16 protein-coding genes and 4 pseudogenes are annotated in these 17485 nt (G+C 37.8%); 11 read left to right on the top strand and 9 right to left on the bottom strand.

Annotation, left to right across the window (positions count from 1 at the left end; all coding sequences use genetic code 11):
• Window positions 1-5 precede the first annotated feature (5 nt).
• The 5 genes and pseudogenes from ACWYN3_RS30400 (at window position 6) to ACWYN3_RS30420 (ending at window position 3887) form a co-directional block, all read left to right on the top strand.
• Window positions 6-191, top strand: coding sequence for a hypothetical protein (locus tag ACWYN3_RS30400; RefSeq protein WP_456217648.1), 186 nt, complete (start codon window positions 6-8; stop codon window positions 189-191).
• A 55-nt stretch (window positions 192-246) separates the two neighbouring features.
• Window positions 247-852: an isoaspartyl peptidase/L-asparaginase gene (locus tag ACWYN3_RS30405; protein ID WP_456223201.1), complete on the top strand. Its 606-nt coding sequence runs from the start codon at window positions 247-249 to the stop codon at window positions 850-852.
• A 20-nt stretch (window positions 853-872) separates the two neighbouring features.
• Entirely contained in the window at window positions 873-1544 is a 672-nt protein-coding gene (locus ACWYN3_RS30410) for a hypothetical protein (protein WP_456217649.1), read from the top strand.
• 217 nt (window positions 1545-1761) lie between these two features.
• Window positions 1762-3470 (top strand): annotated as a pseudogene (locus ACWYN3_RS30415) (S41 family peptidase); the annotation flags it as partial.
• Between the two features lie 12 nt (window positions 3471-3482).
• A complete protein-coding gene (locus ACWYN3_RS30420; protein ID WP_456223202.1) occupies window positions 3483-3887 on the top strand; it encodes a carboxy terminal-processing peptidase in 405 nt (134 codons plus the stop codon).
• A 105-nt stretch (window positions 3888-3992) separates the two neighbouring features.
• On the opposite strand, the gene ACWYN3_RS30425 is transcribed toward ACWYN3_RS30420, so the two are convergent.
• Window positions 3993-4169 carry a hypothetical protein gene (locus tag ACWYN3_RS30425; RefSeq protein ID WP_456217650.1) on the bottom strand — a complete coding sequence of 59 codons (177 nt, stop codon included), beginning with the start codon at window positions 4167-4169 and terminating at the stop codon, window positions 3993-3995.
• A complete protein-coding gene (locus ACWYN3_RS30430) occupies window positions 4139-4921 on the bottom strand; it encodes an SPFH domain-containing protein (RefSeq protein WP_456217651.1) in 783 nt (260 codons plus the stop codon). Before ACWYN3_RS30430 ends, ACWYN3_RS30425 begins: the two co-directional genes overlap by 31 nt.
• A gap of 124 nt (window positions 4922-5045) precedes the next feature.
• Here ACWYN3_RS30430 and ACWYN3_RS30435 point away from each other — a divergent pair, with 124 nt between their 5' ends.
• The gene (locus ACWYN3_RS30435; RefSeq protein ID WP_456217652.1) at window positions 5046-5201 is read left to right on the top strand and encodes a hypothetical protein; all 156 of its coding nucleotides are present in this window, start codon (window positions 5046-5048) and stop codon (window positions 5199-5201) included.
• Window positions 5202-5229: 28 nt separating this feature from the next.
• Here ACWYN3_RS30435 and ACWYN3_RS30440 read toward each other — a convergent pair whose 3' ends face one another.
• The 3 genes from ACWYN3_RS30440 to ACWYN3_RS30450 form a co-directional block, all read right to left on the bottom strand.
• Window positions 5230-5691 carry a CapA family protein gene (locus tag ACWYN3_RS30440; RefSeq protein WP_456217653.1) on the bottom strand — a complete coding sequence of 154 codons (462 nt, stop codon included), beginning with the start codon at window positions 5689-5691 and terminating at the stop codon, window positions 5230-5232.
• Complete coding sequence (locus ACWYN3_RS30445) at window positions 5688-6170, bottom strand: CapA family protein (RefSeq protein WP_456217654.1); 483 nt, start codon at window positions 6168-6170, stop codon at window positions 5688-5690. Before ACWYN3_RS30445 ends, ACWYN3_RS30440 begins: the two co-directional genes overlap by 4 nt.
• A gap of 275 nt (window positions 6171-6445) precedes the next feature.
• A complete protein-coding gene (locus ACWYN3_RS30450) occupies window positions 6446-7000 on the bottom strand; it encodes a C40 family peptidase (RefSeq protein WP_456217655.1) in 555 nt (184 codons plus the stop codon).
• 239 nt (window positions 7001-7239) lie between these two features.
• On the opposite strand from ACWYN3_RS30450, the pseudogene pdhA reads away from it, so the two are divergent.
• From pdhA to hisS, 3 pseudogenes are all read left to right on the top strand, one after another.
• Window positions 7240-8272: pseudogene (gene pdhA, locus ACWYN3_RS30455) on the top strand (pyruvate dehydrogenase (acetyl-transferring) E1 component subunit alpha).
• Between the two features lies 1 nt (window position 8273).
• Window positions 8274-9922: pseudogene (locus tag ACWYN3_RS30460) on the top strand (2-oxo acid dehydrogenase subunit E2).
• 72 nt (window positions 9923-9994) lie between these two features.
• Window positions 9995-11400: pseudogene (gene hisS, locus ACWYN3_RS30465) on the top strand (histidine--tRNA ligase).
• Here hisS and ACWYN3_RS30470 read toward each other — a convergent pair.
• Complete coding sequence (locus ACWYN3_RS30470) at window positions 11397-12167, bottom strand: dienelactone hydrolase family protein (protein WP_456217656.1); 771 nt, start codon at window positions 12165-12167, stop codon at window positions 11397-11399. The pseudogene hisS and the gene ACWYN3_RS30470 overlap by 4 nt on opposite strands.
• 131 nt (window positions 12168-12298) lie before the next feature.
• Window positions 12299-12703, bottom strand: a complete 405-nt coding sequence (locus ACWYN3_RS30475; RefSeq protein WP_456217657.1) for a nuclear transport factor 2 family protein — start codon at window positions 12701-12703, stop codon at window positions 12299-12301.
• A 381-nt stretch (window positions 12704-13084) separates the two neighbouring features.
• Between ACWYN3_RS30475 and ACWYN3_RS30480 the strand changes: the two genes are divergently transcribed.
• Window positions 13085-14596, top strand: coding sequence for a thiol-activated cytolysin family protein (locus tag ACWYN3_RS30480; protein WP_456217658.1), 1512 nt, complete (start codon window positions 13085-13087; stop codon window positions 14594-14596).
• 329 nt (window positions 14597-14925) lie between these two features.
• On the opposite strand, the gene ACWYN3_RS30485 is transcribed toward ACWYN3_RS30480, so the two are convergent.
• Both ACWYN3_RS30485 and ACWYN3_RS30490 read right to left on the bottom strand, forming a co-directional pair.
• Window positions 14926-16179 (bottom strand): ABC1 kinase family protein, encoded by a 1254-nt coding sequence (locus tag ACWYN3_RS30485; protein ID WP_456217659.1) that lies wholly within the window; start codon window positions 16177-16179, stop codon window positions 14926-14928.
• A complete protein-coding gene (locus ACWYN3_RS30490) occupies window positions 16145-16801 on the bottom strand; it encodes a TetR family transcriptional regulator C-terminal domain-containing protein (RefSeq protein ID WP_456217660.1) in 657 nt (218 codons plus the stop codon). The genes ACWYN3_RS30485 and ACWYN3_RS30490 overlap by 35 nt, the downstream gene beginning before the upstream one ends.
• Window positions 16802-17006: 205 nt before the next feature.
• Between ACWYN3_RS30490 and ACWYN3_RS30495 the strand changes: the two genes are divergently transcribed.
• Window positions 17007-17291, top strand: coding sequence for a hypothetical protein (locus ACWYN3_RS30495; RefSeq protein ID WP_456217661.1), 285 nt, complete (start codon window positions 17007-17009; stop codon window positions 17289-17291).
• Window positions 17292-17485: the final 194 nt, after the last annotated feature.

Below are 17485 nucleotides of genomic sequence, written 5' to 3' on the forward strand. Positions count from 1 at the left end.
TCAAAATGAAGTTAATTATCCACGGTGGTTTTTTTAGTGAGTCTTCAACAAATCAGGAAACTAAGAAAGCCAAACAAGACGCATTAGCAGAAATTGCTACACTTTCTCATGCCTATCTGCAATCCCATACAGCTTTAGAAACGGTAACTTATGCGGTGAATCTGCTGGAAGACAACATACTTTTTTTTTAATGCTGGTTTAGGATCACAGATTCAAAGCGATGGCAAAGTAAGATTAAGTGCCTCTATTATGGATGGGAAAACACAGAAATTTGCCGGAGTAATTAATATCGAAGATATTCAGCATCCAATTGAGGTTGCTTCTTTGCTATTAAACTATGAAGACAGTGTTTTAAGCGGGGAAGGTGCTGCCGGTTTCGCCCGGAAAAATGGATATCCCTATTTTGATCCCATTACACCTCAGCGTTTAGCTGAATATGAATTGAAACTTAATCAGCAGAATAAACTGGGAACAGTTGGTTGTGTTGCGCTCGACGCTGCCGGAAATCTTGCTGCGGGAACCTCTACAGGAGGGAAAGGGTTTGAAATCCCATGCAGGGTCAGTGATTCTGCAACTGTGGCTGGTAATTTTGCCAATGCCTATGCAGGTATCTCATGTACAGGTGTAGGTGAGGATATTGTTAGCGTAGCTTTGTCTGCCAGGATTGTTACCCGTGTTATTGACGGCTTTACTTTGAAGGATGCCTGCGACAAATCTTTCGATGAGCTTAAAGCTATAGACGGCTTTGCAGGGGTAATTGGCATAAGTGCTGCGGGCGAAATTTACCATACTGATTCGCATCCTTATATGGTATGGGCTTCTTTTGATCTTAGTTTACAGGTGTTTAACTAAAATATATATATATTTGTAATATGTATAAACTCTGTTTCGCTTTGCTATGTCTTGTGTTTTCGGGAACAGCAATGGCACAAACAAATACTTTTGTTCAGCAGGAACCACTTTCAAGCAATGGCTCGATCACTATTGCTGTATCCGGAGCGGATGGTGATTTTTATTTTGAACAGGCTGAAAAGAATGAAAAGAGCGGCGATTTGAACGACGCCGTAACCCTGTTTGGAAAAGCTGCTTTTGAGTATAACAACTCTAAAAACTTTTCCCGTTATGGTGCTTCTCTCTTAAGGTTAAGTAATGTTCATTATTTAATGGAGCATTATACAGAAGCGAACAAAGTTACTTTAAACGTTGCACTTAAAACCTATTCCCGTTTTGGAAACAGGGTTGGGCAAATGGCCTCCTACAATCAATTGGGGAAAATTTATCTGGCATCAAACAAGCTTACACAGTCGATGTGGTTTTTTACCCAGCAGGGAATTTTGGCGAAACAGGTTAATAATAATTCAGCTTATATTGACTCTATTCTGGGTCTTGTACAGGTGAAAATGAGAAAAAAAGAATTTTCACTTGCTTTAAAAGATATTAACCGGGCTGAATTATTGGCTAAAACGTCAAAGATTAATCAGTTTAACGGGCAGTTTAAGCAGGCAAGAACCTCTATTGCTGAAAAAAAGAGCAATTTAAAATAAAATCAAGCAAATTTATTTAAGCTGAAAATGCTGTTTACGTGGGTTTTAGCATGTATTTTAATTGTGATGTTGGATCGCATTATACAGTATTTAATTATATTTGGTAAAGATTACAGAAAAGAGACAGTATTATGCTGTCTCTTCTTTTCTGTTTATTTGAGAAATTGGTATCATATTGGTTGTTAATATAAAAATGGATTTTAAATTATTTAAAGAGATGTTAAAAAGAATATTACTGGTAACCTTCACTGCAGCTGTACTCGCTTGCTCTGCCGCACCAAAACCACAGCAGCTGGTTGAAGGTATCCCTAATATTAAGCCTGATGAGCAACAGAGTTTGGTATGCAAGGAAATCGTTGCACTGATAGAAAACTATAACTATAAGAAATTAACAGTAAATGATTCTATTTCATCTCTCGTACTTGACAAATATATCAAGGCCCTGGATCCATACAGAAGCTATTTCCTGGCTTCAGATATTAAAGATTTCGAACAATTCAGAACTACTCTGGATGATGCTTTCAGAGCAGGAGATTTAAGTGCTCCGTTTTATATTTTCAACGTTTATTCTAAAAGATATAATGAAACTCTGAATTATGCGATGGCTCATATCAAAGACAAATACGATTTTAACCAGAATGAACCTATGTTTTTGACAGAGAGAAAATGCCATGGGTAACTTCTACATCAGCGTTAAATGACATATGGAAAAAGAGAGTAAAGTACGAACTGATCAATTTAAAAATTGCAGGTACACCTGAGGTAAAAAATGTAGAAACTTTAACTAAAAGGTATCAGAGTCTGAAGTCGCAGTCTTCTAAATTGAATAATCAGGATGTATTCCAGATGATCATGGATGCTTTTACAGAAACTATTGATCCGCACACTAATTATTTTAATCCAGCTAAAGCGGTTCAGTTTAACGAAGACATGGCGCGTTCATTTGAAGGAATTGGTGCTCGTCTGCAATTAGAGAATGACATCCTTAAAATTTCAGAAATCATTCCTGGTGGACCAGCTTTCAAGAGTAAACAATTAAATTCAGGAGACCGGATTATTGCTGTTGGACAGGCGACAGGTGAGTTTGAAGATATTATCGGTTGGAGAATTGATAACTCTGTAGCAAAAATCAAAGGCCCTAAAGGCACTAAAGTAAGATTGAAAATCATTCCTGTAGGTCAGGATATGTCTTCTAAGCCAATCATTGTTGAAATGACCAGAGAGAAGATCGTAATGGAAGATCAGTCTGCTAAAAAAGAAGTAAAAACGATCGAATCCAATGGCAAAACCTATAAAATAGGTATCATTAGTGTACCTGCATTTTATGCTGATTTTAAAGCAGCCAATGCTGGTGATCCAAACTATAAAAGTACAACACGCGACGTAAAGCTATTAATTGATACCCTGAAAAATAAAGATAAAGTAGATGCTATCGTAATGGATCTTCGTGCTAATGGAGGCGGTTCTTTACTGGAAGCAATTGATCTGACGGGATTATTTATTGATAAAGGTCCGGTTGTTCAGGTTAAGGATTTAAAAGGTAATGTAGAAGTTAGTAATGACGAACATCCGGGTGTTGCCTGGGACGGGCCTTTCGGTGTAATGGTTGACCGTTTGAGTGCTTCAGCATCTGAGATCTTTGCCGGTGCGATACAGGATTACGGAAGAGGAATTATTATCGGTACACAAACTTATGGTAAAGGTACTGTTCAGTCCTCTATTGACTTAAATAAGCTTGTTAATCCATCAATCCTTCAACGTCTGGCAAGTCTTGTGCAGAAAGGAGCCCCTGGGTCTGGTTTGGCTATCAAAGGAGGAAAAGACACTCCCCAGTTAGGACAAATCAACTTAACTATGGCTAAGTTCTACCGTGTAAACGGCAGCAGTACCCAGCATAAAGGAGTAATGCCAGATATTACTTTACCATCATTCTATCCGATGGATAAGATCGGTGAGGATACAGAAACATCGGCATTGCCATGGGATGAAGTTCAGAAATCTAACTTCGTACCAGTTGCTAATTTAGCATCAGTTAAACCAGAGCTGATCAAACTTCACGAAGCAAGAATGGAGAAATCATTAGATTATAAAATTCTGATTCAGGGAATTGCTGACATGAAAAAACGTGATTTGGAAACATCAGTAACACTGAATGAAGCCAAATTGAAATTAGAAAGAGACAGTCTGGAAGCCAAATCTTTAGAAAAGACAAATAAGCTCAGAGCTTCAAGAGGTCTGCCAGCGGTTAAAAAAGGTGATAAGATCAACAAGAAGGAAGATTTTGACTTCTTCCAGGACGAGAGCTTAAGAGTTATGGGAGATTATATCCAGGTAAAGAAATAGCAATATTAAGACAGCAATTGTCTTAGTAAACAAATATAACATAGAAATAAAAAAAGGCCCTTCTCAAATCGAGAGAAGGGCCTTTTTGTTAAGCTATATTCCTGATTAATTTTTAGGCTTCTGGAATTGCATCGCCATCATTTCTTTCATTGTTTTGTTCATCCCGTCAGTAGAACCGTCAAGGAAAATCACATTACCATCGCTATTCTCAGCAAAATGCTTAATAGATTCAGTCCACATCGTAAACAGGATTACTGAAATATCCAGGTTTGCTTCTTCCATTTCCTGAGCAGCTTTATCATCATACCATGAGCAACTTCTGCTCTGAATAATGCAATACCCTGTCCGCGCAATTGCGCAGCTTCGCGTTCAGCTGCCGCTGCAATTTTAATCGCATTACCGTCAGCCTCGGCCCCTTTGGTTTTAGTAATTAATAAAGCCTGTCCTTCATTCTCAGCTGCGGCCTTAAGGTTATTTGACGCTACTACGCGGCTCATAGAGCGCATAATTTCATCATCAAAAGTAATATCATTCAATTGCAGGTCCTGCAAATGATAACCCCACGACTCCAATACGATATCAATCTGTTCCTTCACATGCATAACAATCTCATTTCGCTGAGCTAGAACATTAGCCTGATTCTGCGTTGCTACATAAGCCCTGATAGAGCCTTCAATAGTGCGGATCAGTGCTTGCATTAAGTTTGTCGCATCGACGAATTTAAAAGCCACATTCTTAATGGTTTCCTCATCATGATTCAGTACCGAATACAATAGCATGGCCTTGAAATACACATTGGCCTGATGATCCTGGGTTACTGCTTGAAAAGATAACTCTACCGAACGGTTCTGAATTGAAATTCTGGAGTGAATAACTTCAACAAGAGGAATTTTAAAATTTAGTCCAGGTCTCAGCTGGCGTCTGTATTTCCCAAAGACTGTAACAACAGCAATTGTACCTTGCTTTACCGTTACAAAAGAGCTAAAAAGCACGATGAGGACAAAGAAGAAAAAAATGTACATGGCGTAATTCATGATTAGTAATTAAATAAGTTAAACTTTCTCAAGATACGCAATAACTATCAAATGCAAATCTTCTGGTGTTTAAAGACTCCGGGCACAGATATTGTATAAGAAGATTTGAATTAACCTAATCATTATGAACGTAAAAAGAATTTTTGGTACAATTTTAACTATCCTTGGCATTATCGGTCTGATCTATGCTGGTATTGGATTTGTAAAGCATACGATGATGACGCGTGAACTTTTAGTTTCAGCAGTAATCAGTATAATATTCTTTTTTTCTCAGGTATAGGTCTGATTAAAAACACAAAAGATGAAGCTTAATCCTTCATCCGGATCTTCTGGTCAGTAAATTTTAGATTATGGCCAGGAAAATCTGCTGCTGTTAAAGAGATTATCTTTTTGAAAGCAGTTTGCGCTGTATCCAATGTAAGCCTATGAACCTTATCCTGCTTAACAGAAACTACATCGGCATACAGAAAATCTCCTTTACCATTGATTTTAATCGTTAAAAGAGGGGCAAAACCATTTGGCCCCTTTAAACTGAACATGCCATAAGTGCAAAAATTACCCAGGCTGTATGCTATGAACTTGTTCTTATAAACCTCAACTGCACGTGTAACATGAGGCCCCTGTCCTAATACAATATCTGCACCTGCATCTATTACCGCATGAGAGAAAGCATAAACATTTCCCCGGTTTTCCTTATAAAAGATCTCATTTGCTCTTGGTACATGCTCAAACCTTGCACCCTCACCACCACCATGAAAAGAAACGATCACGATATATCTACCTGTTTTTTAAGGAAAGCAACTAACTGTTTCGCGCTGTCTACCTGGTTAATCGAAACCGTGTTTTCATTAGGAGCAAAGGCACAAAAACCATATTTAACACTATCTTTTTCAAAAATTGTATAAGGATGAGAAGTTAAACCAGCATATTTAATATCCAGAGAATCCAGTATAGCTGCACTGCGTTTTCTTCCTTTCCATCCGAAATCTCCCACATGATTATTGGCTACGCTCAATAAATTGAACCCTGCTTCTTTATAAATACCCGCATAACGCTCCGGCATTCTGAAAGCAAAACAGCTATTCCCTATGGTATCCTTGCATTTCGTAGATTTTCCTGAGTTCAGGAAACATCCCTCCAGATTACCGAATACGATATCCCCCTTTAAAAAAGAAGCTACATTTTTGAAACTGCCAACCGCGTCATCTGAAGGAAGGTTAGATTTTGAAGGATAAGCAGAGCCCAGCATGATATCACCAACTGCTGTAATAGTAAGCGCGTATCCTTCTTTGGTCTTAAAGTCGTATCTCTTTTTGTCTCTTTTGCTGTCGTCTGTTCGGCAGCCATATTAATGTTACCTGTACAACTTAACAGGATAAGGCTTGTGATTGCAGTAAGAAGAATAAAGCCTGTTATTTTAAGTTTCATTGGTATAATTTGTTTTCTGTATATCTATTGCATAAAAAAATCCTTCTAAAAAAAAAAAAATCTAGAAGGATCGTATGTTTATTTGAACTGAAGATATTATTCTTCGATCAGGTCTTTTTTAGCAGATTCTAAGATCCGGCCACCCTTATAAAAGAAGCGCGAATAGTAAGGCTCGTTCAGATTGCTGATCACGACACCTCTTGAAGATGAAGCGTGTGCAAAGCGGTTATCGCCTAAATAAATTCCTATATGTGTAATTCTTGTACTTCTGATTTTAAAGAAAACTAAGTCTCCTTCTTTTAGTTCATCTTTAGGTAGTGGGTCTACCATGCTGAAGATGTCTCTTGAATTTCTTAACAATGTAGTGTTGAAAACTTTATCGTAGATCGCCTTTGTAAACGCTGAACAATCAATTCCTTTCTTGGTATTTCCTCCAAACCGGTAAGGAGTTCCTATCCATTCATAGATGAATTTGTAGAGTTTAACGTTTGATGTCGCGTCGACTGCGATACCCATTACCTGGGAGAAATATTGGGAAGCTAAGTTGTCAGGATCCTCTAATTTGTTGGTTTCTTTTGTTTTAGTTTGTGCGTTTAAAGCAGTTACGCTGCACAAAGCAATAAGGGCAGAAAACAAAAATCTTTTTATCATGTTACACTATTAAGTTTGGGTAAAAGGTACTTGCACTTAAACGTACACCAGCTAAGGCTTATTGTCAGGTTGTCAAAACTATGTAAATAAGATATGTTATCCAAATGTATTTTGATGAATTGTGTGACTTATTAACATTTTACGGTCATTGATCACATCCATTTTACAGTAATCCTTCGATATATTACAATAAAAAAGTAGATTTGCTCTCTCTCATAAATAAAAATCAATAGCCAAAAATGAGTGCAGTAGAAATTAATAAGGATACCTATCTGAAGTGGTTTGAGTCGATGTTACTAATGCGTAAATTCGAAGAGAAAACTGGTCAACTTTACGGACAACAGAAAATCCGTGGTTTTTGTCATCTATACATCGGTCAGGAGGCTGTGGTTGCCGGAGCGATTTCTGCATTACAACCTGAAGATTCTATGATCACTGCTTATCGTGATCACGCTCATGCTTTGGCGAAAGGTGTAAGTGCAAACAGTATCATGGCAGAGATGTACGGTAAAGCTACAGGCTGTTCCAAAGGTAAAGGTGGTTCAATGCACATGTTTAGCAAAGAACATAATTTTTATGGTGGTCACGGAATTGTGGGTGGACAAATACCATTAGGTGCAGGTATCGCATTTGCTGAAAAATTTAAAGGAACTAAAAATCTGAACGTTTGTTATATGGGTGATGGTGCTGTTCGTCAGGGCGCACTGAATGAATGAAGCCTTTAATATGGCCATGTTATGGAAACTTCCGGTAATCTTTGTTTGTGAGAACAATGGTTACGCAATGGGAACTTCTGTAGAGCGTACTACTAATATGTTAGATCTATATAAAATCGGTTTAGGGTTTGATATGCCATGTGCTCCGGTTGACGGAATGGATCCTGTTGCTGTTCACAATGCAATGGACGAAGCTGCTCAGCGTGCACGTAATGGTGAAGGACCAACATTCTTAGAAATGAGAACTTACCGTTACCGTGGACATTCAATGTCTGACCCGGCTAAATATCGTACTAAAGATGAATTAGAAGAATATAAAGCTAAAGATCCAATTGAATCAGTAAGAGAAACTATTCTTAAAGAAAAGTATGCTGATCAAGCCTGGATCGAAGAAATTGAAGCTAAAGTGAAACAGATCGTGGATGAGTCTGTGAAATTTGCTGAAGAGTCACCATGGCCAGAGGCATCAGAATTATATACTGATGTTTATGTACAACAAGACTATATCCATATATCCAAGATTAATTTTACAACCTATTTTCAATTGATATTATAGAATGGCTGAAGTAGTTAAGATGCCCAAAATGAGCGACACCATGACCGAAGGGGTAATGGCGAAGTGGCATAAAAAAGTTGGCGATAAAGTTAAAAGTGGAGATGTTCTGGCAGAAGTAGAAACCGATAAGGCGACTATGGATCTGGAATCCTACTGGGATGGCACCATCCTTTTTATTGGTGTAGAAGAAGGAAAAGCTGTTCCTGTTGATGCTGTAATTGCAGTTATTGGTAAAGAAGGCGAAGATTATAAAGCTGCTCTTGATGCAGAAGGTGCAGTTGCACCGGCAAAAGAGGAAAAAGCTGCAGAAACAAAACCTGCTGAAGAAGCTCCTAAAGCTGAATCAAAAGGAGCTGCGGTAACTGATGCTGATCTGGAGAAACAAGGTGTTACCGTAGTACGGATGCCTTTGTTAAGCGATACGATGACTGAAGGCGTAATTGCTGAATGGCATAAAAAAGTAGGTGATAAAATTAAAAATGATGATATCCTGGCTGATGTAGAAACTGATAAGGCGACTATGGAAGTAATGGGTTATGCAGATGGAACTTTATTACATATTGGTGTAGAAAAAGGTGCTGCTGCTAAAGTAAATGGTATTATCGCGATTGTAGGTCCGGAAGGATTTGATATCAGCGGGATACTAAGTCAGGGTGATGCTCCGGCAAAACCTGCTGCGGATAAAGCTGATGCTCCTGTTAAAGAAGCTGCTGCTCCTGCAGAAGCACATGAAGAACAACATACTGCTGATGGTTCACGCCTGAAAGCATCTCCTTTAGCAAAAAGAATTGCAAAAGAAAAAGGTATAGACCTTGCACAGGTTGCAGGTAGTGCTGATGGTGGCCGTATCATTAAAAAAGATATCGAAAACTTTAAACCAGTTGCTGCTCCGGCAAAAGGTACAGAAGCTGCTTCAGCACCTGCATCTGCTGAGAAACCGCTCCTGTTCTTGCTCAATATATCGGAGAAGAAAAATATACGGAGAAACCAGTTTCTCAAATGCGCAAAGTAATCGCGAAAAGATTATCTGAAAGCTTATTCACTGCACCACACTTCTATCTTACTATGAGTATTGATATGGATGCTGCTATGGCTGCACGTGTGAAGATGAATGAATTTTCTCCGGTTAAATTATCATTCAATGATTTAGTGATCAAAGCGGTTGCTGTTGCCTTAAAACAACATCCAAATGTTAATTCTTCATGGTTAGGTGATAAAATCCGTTACAATGAGCATGTTAACGTTGGTGTAGCAATTGCAGTTGAAGATGGATTATTGGTTCCTGTAGTACGTTTTGCTGACGGAAAATCATTATCGCGTATCTCAGCTGAGGTTAAAGATTTCGCACAACGTGCAAAAGCTAAAAAACTTCAGCCTTCGGACTGGGAAGGTTCAACTTTCACTGTATCTAACTTAGGTATGTTCGGTATTGATGAATTTACAGCTATTATTAATACACCTGATTCTTGTATCCTTGCTGTTGGCGGGATTTCACAAGTACCAGTAGTTAAAAATGGTGCTGTTGTTCCTGGAAATGTAATGAAAGTTACATTGAGCTGTGATCACCGTACGGTTGATGGTGCTACAGGTGCTGCATTCTTACAAACATTCAAAGCATTATTAGAAGAACCAGTAAGATTATTGGTTTAATAATATTGAAATATTTAAAAAGCTGCTTCGGCAGCTTTTTTTATGCGTTGTACTTTTTGTACTTTTGCCCCCATGTCAAACATTAAACCGTCTTTAGCAAAAGGAACCCGTGATTTTTCACCTCAGGAAATGGTGAAACGTAATTACATATTCGATACTATTAAAAAGGTATTTAAGAAATATGGTTACGCTGAAATACAGACCCCAGCGATGGAAAATCTTTCTACGCTGACAGGTAAGTATGGGGATGAAGGAGATAAACTGATTTTTAAGATTTTAAATTCAGGAGTTTTTCTAAAGCTAAAGCTAATGCAGCTCATTTAAGTACATTAAATTCTAATGCACTGATTTCGTCGATTAGTGAGAAAGCATTGCGTTATGACTTAACTGTGCCCTTCGCACGCTACGTAGTCATGCACCAGAATGACATTTCTCTTCCGTTCAAACGTTTCCAGATCCAGCCTGTATGGAGAGCTGACAGGCCTCAAAAAGGACGTTACCGTGAATTTTATCAATGTGACGTAGATGTAGTAGGTTCTGAGAGTTTATTGAATGAAGCAGAATTTGTACTGATCTATCAGGAAGCTCTGTGTAATTTAGGGATGACCGATTTCACCATTAAAATAAACAACAGGAAAATTCTTTCAGGAATCGCCGAAATTATCGGGAAACCAGAATTGATTATCGATATGACTGTTGCCATAGATAAACTGGATAAGATCGGCTTTGATGGGGTAACCAAAGAATTGCTGGAAAGAGGGTTTACCGAAGACGATATTACAAGATTAAAACCTGTAATCTTATTAGAAGGTACCAATGCAGAGAAACTAGGCAGGTTAAAAGAAGTTTTAGCAAGTTCTGAAGTTGGATTAAAAGGAATAGCAGAAATTGAAAGCGTATTTGCTTATGTACAGGGACTGTTAAAAAACAGCGGTCTGAGACAGCCGGATCTGGAACTGGACATTACATTGGCCCGCGGTTTAAACTACTATACCGGTTGTATATTTGAAGTAAAAACAAATGAAGCAGCAATGGGAAGTATCTGCGGAGGTGGTCGCTATGACGATCTTACCGGAATGTTCGGATTAAAGGGGTTGACAGGGGTGGGTATCTCTTTCGGAGCTGACCGTATTTATGATGTTTTACAGGAGTTGAATCTGTTCCCTGAATCAGCCGCTGCCGGGACAAAGGTGCTGATCAGCAATTTTGATGCAGAGTCAGAGCTTTATGCTTTGCCATTACTGCAGCAACTAAGAGATGCAGACATTGCTGCAGAACTTTATCCTTCTGCGGCTAAACTAAAAAAAAAACAAATGGGTTATGCAGATGCTAAATCTATTCCTTATGTAATATTAATAGGAAGTGATGAATTGCAGAGTGGTATACTGACCTTCAAAAATATGCATACAGGTGAGCAACAAAAAATCACAGCAGCAGCCATTATAGAAATACTTAAAGCAGAAATATCAGCCAGTTAACTGGCTAATATTTCATCGAAGAATAATAACATATGTTTCCATGATCTTTTCGCGGCCAGTTCATTGTAAGCTGAGCCTTTTGAATTGGAATTGCCAGCTTCACGGTCAGTAAATGCATGTACAGCATTTGCGTACTCAATCATTTGCCAGTCAGCTTTAGCAGTTCTCATTTCCTGCTGGAAACCTAATACCTGTTCCGGAGTCATCGTTGGATCATCTGCGCCATGTAAGATCAATAATTTGGGCTTAATGATCACAGAAGCTCTTTCTCCTGCATATTGAGCCAGGCCACCGTGAATAGAAACCACACCTCTGACAGGGAAATTAGCTCTTGCGGCCTCCAATGCCCCTGTGCCACCAAAGCAATAGCCGATAATTATAATTCTTGAAGGATCAGCACCTGCTTTGACAAGCTGTTCCATAGCAAGCTTAATTCTTTGCTGATATGCTGCAACGTCCTTTTTATAATGACTTGATTGCTGGCCAGCTTCTTTTGCGTCTTTAGGGTAGTTACCCTCCCCATATATATCTGCTATAAAAGCATAATAACCTTGTTCACCTAATTTAGCTGCAGCTTCTTTCGCATTGTTATCTATTCCTTTCCATGCCGGAAGGATTAGTATTCCTTTTTTTTTCTGTGTCGCCTTAGCCGGCATAACCACAAGACCCGTTAATTTTTGCGTACCATCTTTATAAGCTACAGGTTTGAGCTGTGCGAAGGAACCGGATACGATAAGTGTCATAACAATTGTAAGAACTGGTTTCATCTTAATTTATTTATTGTTTTTTTTCTGTTAGATGAACCCGACATGATTAAATAATTATTTTAATCATGTCGGGTTCATAATTGAGATTTATTAATAATAACAAAAAAGCCAGGCATAATGTTTAACCATGATTAAGCACGGGCAGTAATATATAAACGAAGATTTTCAGCGGCCCGCTTACGGATCTTATTTTTCAGAAAATCTGTCCAGCCTAACAATATTCCAGGTAAACCCAGGGCCTGACTGGACCATTTATAAAAGCTGAAGCTGTCTACATGCTTCACTATTTTTCCATTTTCGAATACAAAGGATGCGTTAATCCTGTTGACTACCTTTTTTCCTGTAGCTGAAAAAGTATAATGTGCCACCCATTCTGCAGAGCCTGTTTCCTCATTTGCTTTCACGTGATTATATTCGACACGCATATCTTTTCCGCTTTTAATAAGCATTTCCCACATACTGCGAACCTGTGCAGCATCCAGATTTCTAAATGCCTCATCATTGAAGGTCGCATTATCGGCGTAACAATCCTGCATGCCTTTAATATCCTTGTTTTTGAAAAACAAGTATAAAAATGATGAATGAGGTCTTCGTTGGTCTTCATAGGTTTTTAGGTTGTGATTAGCGTTTGGGTTTTAGCTACACTAATATATGTATTATTCTGTACACTGGATTTTGATATGTTGTTTTTCTGTAAAAGAAACATGCTGTGTATGAGTGTGTTTTTATTTTTTTAATTTATTTTTATCATTAATGTTTGTTTTTGGTATTTAAATTCTTTATATGAAATTTATATTGTTTTAAGGTTGTTTTTTTAAATTCAATTAAATAAATTTAAAATACTATAAAGATATTTTTTTTTCATTTCTTTGCGTTTTACTAAAATATGAATATGAAAAAAAAAACTAGTATCATCATTGCTGTTATCAGTAGTTCTTCTTAATGCCTGTAAGAAGAATGAAAAATTACAAGAGAGTCCGGAAGGACAAAAAATAACTAATGAACTGAATCAGTTTAAGGACCTTAAAACTCCAGAAACTTCTAAATCCGCTGAGTCAGATAAAAAGAAAAGTGGTTTAACCAGAATGGATGCTACTGGAGACTGTGCTCCTGTGTTGCACACTCAATCTACAGAATTTGATAAGTTATCTGTGCTGGATCCTTCTACTGATATTATGTATGTGGGGTCATTGATGGACGGGGCAAGTATCCAAAACGGGACCTATAAGCCATTGTTTTTGCCATCTGACTATGTACGTAAGCCTATTACCTACTCTGTTTCTATTCAGGGGTCTAATAGTCCAATCATTAAAACTATCAATCCCGATCTGGCTAGTTTTAGGAATTCTATGCAAGAAGTTATGAATTCATATATTGTTGGTCAGCAGCCTGCCAACTTTACATTTGAATTGGTTCATGCACGTTCCAGAAGAGAAATAGAAATGAAGATTGGTGCTAATCTAAAGATTGGATCATTCTTCAGTTCTGTAGCAAACTACAATGAAAGTTCAACTAGTACAAGAAGTTATTATCTATTGAAAATATACCAGAAATTCTTCTCTGCGGATATTAATATTCCTGCAGATGGCAACTTGTTTAATAAGCCGGCTAATTTTGATGGTACCGTAGCTCCGGTGTATATTTCCACAATTGATTATGGAAGAAGTGCGTATTTACTTATGGAAAGTTCTTTCGATTCTACTCGCGTCCAAAAAGCTCTTGAAGCATCGTTTGCCTTCTGGAAAATTGGAGGCGGAGCCAGTGTTTCTGAGGAACATAAAGAAGTGATGGACAACATGACAATAAGTGGGACTATTGTTGGCGGATCATCTACTGATGCGGCAAAAACGATAAACGGTGTTCAGGCTTTCCATGATTATGTTGTGAATAGTGGTAATCTGGGACCAGATTCAAGGGGTGAAATCATTGCCTATAAATTGAGAAACGCTAAAGATCACGGTATCTATAAAACTCTGATCAATGGAGATTATTACTCATCAGACTGTTATTCTGAATTATCAGCTGTTACAGCTTCTGTTTATAATATGCATTCAAGTGGTCCAGGTGGTGTAAATTATTTATCTATCGACGGAGTCATTCCGGGTGGGTTCAAAAGAACCGGAACAGCCTTTAAAGCTTATAAAAAACAAATTGCAGGTACAGTGCCTATCTATGAATATATCGGTTACAATAAAAGCGGAGAGTGGTCTCCATATGATTATCTGTATAACCAGTCACCAACGCAGAACAATTACTGGAGATATCAAAAAGTTGCATTTTATGCATTTAATACGCAGGTTCCCGGTTCTGTTCCAATTTATGCAAATACAAGTCATGGCAATAAAGACTGGCTTTTCTCAACATGGCCTGGAAATGATTCATACTGGAAAAACTGGGGAGTTTATTTCTATGCTTTCCCGGTAAACTAATGATTAAACAAAACACCTGGGTTAAGTTCCGGCTGTTTTGTTTAGTCACTATTTGATGATAAATGATGTTTTCCTAATAATAATAGGAAACATGTTGAAATGTTAAAAAATAGTTTCAATCTCATTGAAACCTTTTCAGTTCATTTACGTCTTATATACAAGTTTTTAGGTTACAGAGGTATAGTTGTGGCGACTATACCTCTGTCTTTGTTATAGATAGCAATTTGCCCGTTTAGTAGGAAATTAGCTGATATGCGGATTGTAAGTGTCTGTTTTCACTGTAGCCTTTAATTCATGCAGAATTGTGTATAAGCCGAAATTAGTACGGTTTATATAAATGAAGTGTTTTTTACACCTCTTGCTTGTTTAAACTCGGGTGTTTTAGCGATTTTCTCCCCATAAGCATATAACTGAGCAAAGAACTCTGGCTGACTAAAGTCAAAGATTTTGCTTGTATAAGGTTTGGCAAATAACTGTATCATTTCCAGATACGCTTTATAATAAAATTCCAGCTGTGCCGGGGTATCATCTGCATGTATCATTTCCAGTTTCCTGAAAGCTTCAATAGTTTTCTTTTTATCATTGATAATATCCGATGAAATCAGCGAGAAGAAAGGCTGATAAAAATCATCAGGCATTTCTTTGATACAGCCGAAATCTATTACCCCTAATTTTTCATCAGGCGTAATCATAAAATTCCCCGGATGAGGATCTGCATGTACAGCTCTCAGCTCATGCTGCTGGAAATTATAAAAATCCCATAAGGCCTGACCGATTTTATTTCTCAGCTCTTGTGGCGGATTAGTCAACAGGAATTCTTTTAAATGAAGACCATTAATCCAGTCCATGGTGATGACCCGTTTGCCTGAAAGTTCAGGGTAGTAAGTTGGAAACACCACGTTGTTTAAATCCTTACAAGCCTCAGTAATTTCAATAGAACGGCGAACCTCCAGTTCATAATCAGTTTCTTCCAGTAACCTTTCCTCAACCTCTTTAATGTAGATGTTGAGTTCTTTCTCGTTCATCCCCAATAAACGAAAGGCAAAAGGCTTTACTAATTTCAGATCTGAAGAGATACTATCCCCGACTCCGGGATATTGAATTTTAACGGCAAGTTTTTTTCCATTCAGCTCTGCCTCATGAACCTGTCCTATAGAAGCCGCATTGGTAGAAACAAGGTTGAATTTATCATAAATAACCTCTGGAGTTTTACCGAAACTCTTCGTAAATGTCCTTACAATCAGCGGGCCTGATAGTGGCGGTGCATTATATTGAGATTGTGTGAACTTGTCAACATATGATTTGGGAAGGATGTTTTTATCCATACTCAGCATTTGTGCAATTTTCAAAGCACTGCCTTTAAGTTCACTCAGGGACTTGTAAATATCAGTTGCATTGTCCTCATTGAGTTCATCCCTGCCTAATTGCGGATTAAACAGTTTTTTAGAATAATGCTTAATATAGTTTCCGCCAATCTGAAAACCAGTTTTAACAAATTTGGCAGACCGTTCTGTTTTAGTTACGGGAATACTGTTCTGTTCTGCCATGTTATTGGTTGCTCCTGTTTTCTGCGAATTTTCCATTTCTGGATAAGAACTTTCCATATTCTAACAGGTTATCAATAGGAGAACGCTGAAATAAATCAAAAGTCACATTGATACCTTTTTCAATAGCTTCATCTGTTTTTTCAAATTCAGCACTATCATCATTAACCCAGAAATTGATGATAAAAGCATACTGAATCCAAAGTGCATCTTTATAACGCTTAGAGAAGAACTTCCGGTCTGCCAGTTCGCCACTTTCCAGGCCCTCATTGATCAGTCCTTCTGCGAAGTTTTCAAAAACAGGTTTTACGCCAGATAATACCTGCGGAGTAGCAAATCTGTCTTTATGGTTTTTAAGACTATAAACAATAAAGCTTCTGTGTTTTTTTAACAATTCAACATAGCTGTAGAAAAATGAAAGCATTCTATCTCTCGAAGAATACTGTGCCCAAACCTCTTGTTGTTCGATAGCACCAATAGTTTCCACCGTAAGGTCAACCCAGACCATTTTTTCAATGCTTTCAAAAGAACCATAGAATTCATAGAACTCAGCTTCTGTAATCTTTAGTTTTTTTGCAAAACTATAAACAGACTTAGGTTTTTCGTCCTGCGTTAATACATAATCGATGTAAGCAGTTCTGATTTGTTGAGACGTTGCCATATCTTTTCTATAATTAACGGTTTATAACCTGGAATAGTTTTCTCATAACTATAATGGATCATCTTTTGAATGAATAAAAGCATTCGGATGACATATCTTTTTGTTTTAGAGCTAAAACGCTATTCTATGCTGTTTTGGGCCATATAAAAGCATTGTTACGTGAAAATTACCCGAATTGTGCAGATTTGATTACTTTTGTCTTTAATTGAACAATAGACGTTTACATATCAACCGGATTTTCGCAACGTTACTGCTTTGGGTATTTGCCATTGCACTGACACCGTGGAGCTCTCTTCATCATCATGAAGAGCAGTCAGACTATTGCGCAAAAAGTGGTAAAGAATGTATGCATAAAGTGCATGTTGGCAGCGAAAGACATAATTGTCTGATCTGTTCTGCACATTTTGAAAAGGATTATTATACTGTTGTTGCAATAGCTTATCAGGCAAAGCTTGAAAGCAAAGCAATCGAAAAAAAAACTATGCTTTGACAGGATTTGCTTATACTGCATTAATCAGTACTTCTCTTCGCGGGCCCCCTATAGCCTGATTTTCTAAGAACATTTTAATTTATTGATATAGCTGAACTGGGTTATACTCGTACAGATATATGCGATTTTATTCAAAAAGACACACACATTTATGAAACCTGAATGAGCTTTTCTGCTCATCAAAGCTTCATAAC

Source organism: Pedobacter sp. NJ-S-72 (genome assembly GCF_053890575.1).